This window comes from Actinosynnema sp. NPDC023658 (genome assembly GCF_040639995.1).
Lineage (GTDB): Bacteria > Actinomycetota > Actinomycetes > Mycobacteriales > Pseudonocardiaceae > Actinosynnema.
On sequence record NZ_JBFAAX010000982.1, the window covers coordinates 1 to 1,999 of the forward strand.

3 protein-coding genes are annotated in these 1,999 nt (G+C 72.9%); 2 read left to right on the forward strand and 1 reads right to left on the reverse strand.

Annotated elements, in window-relative coordinates; translation table 11 throughout:
• A partial coding sequence (locus tag AB0G02_RS37175; RefSeq protein WP_360804286.1) for a DeoR family transcriptional regulator occupies nucleotides 1–195 on the reverse strand: 195 nt, incomplete at its 3' end.
• A gap of 124 nt (nucleotides 196–319) precedes the next feature.
• Between AB0G02_RS37175 and kduI the strand changes: the two genes are divergently transcribed.
• Complete coding sequence (gene kduI, locus AB0G02_RS37180) at nucleotides 320–1,150, forward strand: 5-dehydro-4-deoxy-D-glucuronate isomerase (RefSeq protein ID WP_360804289.1); 831 nt, start codon at nucleotides 320–322, stop codon at nucleotides 1,148–1,150.
• Entirely contained in the window at nucleotides 1,147–1,917 is a 771-nt protein-coding gene (locus AB0G02_RS37185; RefSeq protein ID WP_360804292.1) for an SDR family oxidoreductase, read from the forward strand. Before kduI ends, AB0G02_RS37185 begins: the two co-directional genes overlap by 4 nt.
• Nucleotides 1,918–1,999: the final 82 nt, after the last annotated feature.

Sequence of the window (1,999 nt, forward strand, 5' to 3'; positions counted from 1 at the left end):
CTCGACCAGCCCCTCGGCGGCCAGGCCGTTGACGTCGCGCCGGACCGTGACCGCCGTGACGCCCATGGCGCGGGCGATGGCGGTGATGCGCACGACGCCCCGGCCGGTCAGGTGCGCCAGCAGCCACTGCCGCCGGTCGGTGGGCAGCATGACGCCGCCGTCGACCGCCTGCGGTCCGTCGTCCACGACTGCCACCCCCGAATCCTGATCGAAATTGATCGTAACAAACAAACCGCACAGTATTGCTCTCCGCTTCTGACTGGGATTGACTGCTTTTCGCTGTCGAGCGGTGAAGTGATCGAGCGAGGAGGACGACGGCGTGGATCAGCGCTACGCGATCGGACCGCAGCAGGTGCGGTCGATGGGCACGGACGAGCTGCGGCGGAACTACCTGGTGGAAGACCTGTTCACCGAGGACGAGGTGCGCGCGGTCTACAGCCACCACGACCGCGTCGTGCTGGTCGGCGCGCTGCCGCGCACCGGTCCCCTGAGCCTGCCGACGTTCCCCGAGATCCGGTCCGAGCGGTTCTTCGACCACCGCGAGGCCGGGATCGTCAACGTGGGCGGTCCGGGCACGGTGGTCGTGGACGGCGAGGAGCACCGGCTCGCGCCGACGGCCTGCCTGTACGTCGGCCGGGGCGCGGGCGAGGTCTCGTTCTCCTCCGACGACCCCGCCTCGCCGGCGGCGTTCTACCTGTTCTCCGCGCCCGCGCACACCGCGTACCCGACAGTGCTGGTGGAGCCGGGCGAGGGCACGGTGCGGGAGCTGGGCGACCCGCTGACGTCCAACCGCAGGACGCTGACCCAGTACGTCCACGAGAACGGCGTGCGCAGCTGCCAGGTCGTGATGGGCGTGACGACGCTGCACCCCGGCAGCATGTGGAACACCATGCCCGCGCACACGCACGTGCGCCGCACGGAGGTCTACCTCTACTTCGGCCTGCCCGAGGAAGCCCGGGTCGTGCACTTGATGGGTGAACCGACCGAGACCCGGCACCTGGTCGTGGCCGACCGGCAGGCCGTCATCTCGCCGCCGTGGTCGCTGCACAGCGGCGTCGGCACCGCCTCCTACAGCTTCGTCTGGGCCATGGCGGGCGAGAACCAGGCGTTCGACGACATGGACCCGCACCCCGCGGCGGAGCTCCGGTGAGGCCCGAGGTGGGTGGGCTGTTCGACCTGACCGGGCAGACGACCGCCGTCACCGGCGCCGGTCGCGGCATCGGGCTCGCCGTGTCGCGGCTGCTGGCCGCGGCGGGCGCCGACGTGATCGGCATCAGCTCGTCGATGCCCGAGGGCGCGAGCGCGGCGCGGGCCGCCGTCGAGGGCGAGGGCCGCGTGTTCACGCCCGTGCGCACGGACCTCGCGGACCCGGGTCAGGTGGCCGAGCTGGGCGCGCTGCTCGCCGGGCGGGCGGTGGACGTGCTGGTCAACAACGGCGGCACGATCCGCCGCGCACCGGCCGCCGAGCACGGCGACGCCGACTTCGACCACGTGCTGGCGGTCAACCTCCGTGCCACGTGGACGTTGTCGCGCGACGTCGGCCGGGCGATGCTGGCCCGCGGCACGGGGCGGATCGTCAACGTCGCGTCGATGCTGAGCTTCCAGGGCGGCATCACCGTGCCCGGCTACACGGCGTCGAAGTCGGCGGTGGCGGGCCTGACCAAGGCGCTGGCCAACGAGTGGGCGCACCGCGGGGTCAACGTCAACGCCGTGGCGCCCGGCTACGTCGCCACGGACAACACCGGCGCGTTGCGCGCGGACCCCGACCGCAACCGGTCCATCCTCGACCGGATCCCGGCCGGGCGCTGGGCCGACCCCGAGGACATCGCGGGCGCGGTGCTGTTCCTGTGCTCCCGCGCCGCCGACTACGTGCACGGGGTCGTGCTGCCGGTCGACGGCGGGTGGCTGGCCCGGTGACCCGCCGTGCGGCAGCGGTCAGGCGGACGGCGGCGCGGACGAGCCGCGCACGCGCAGGGACGGGGTGATCACCACCCGCTGC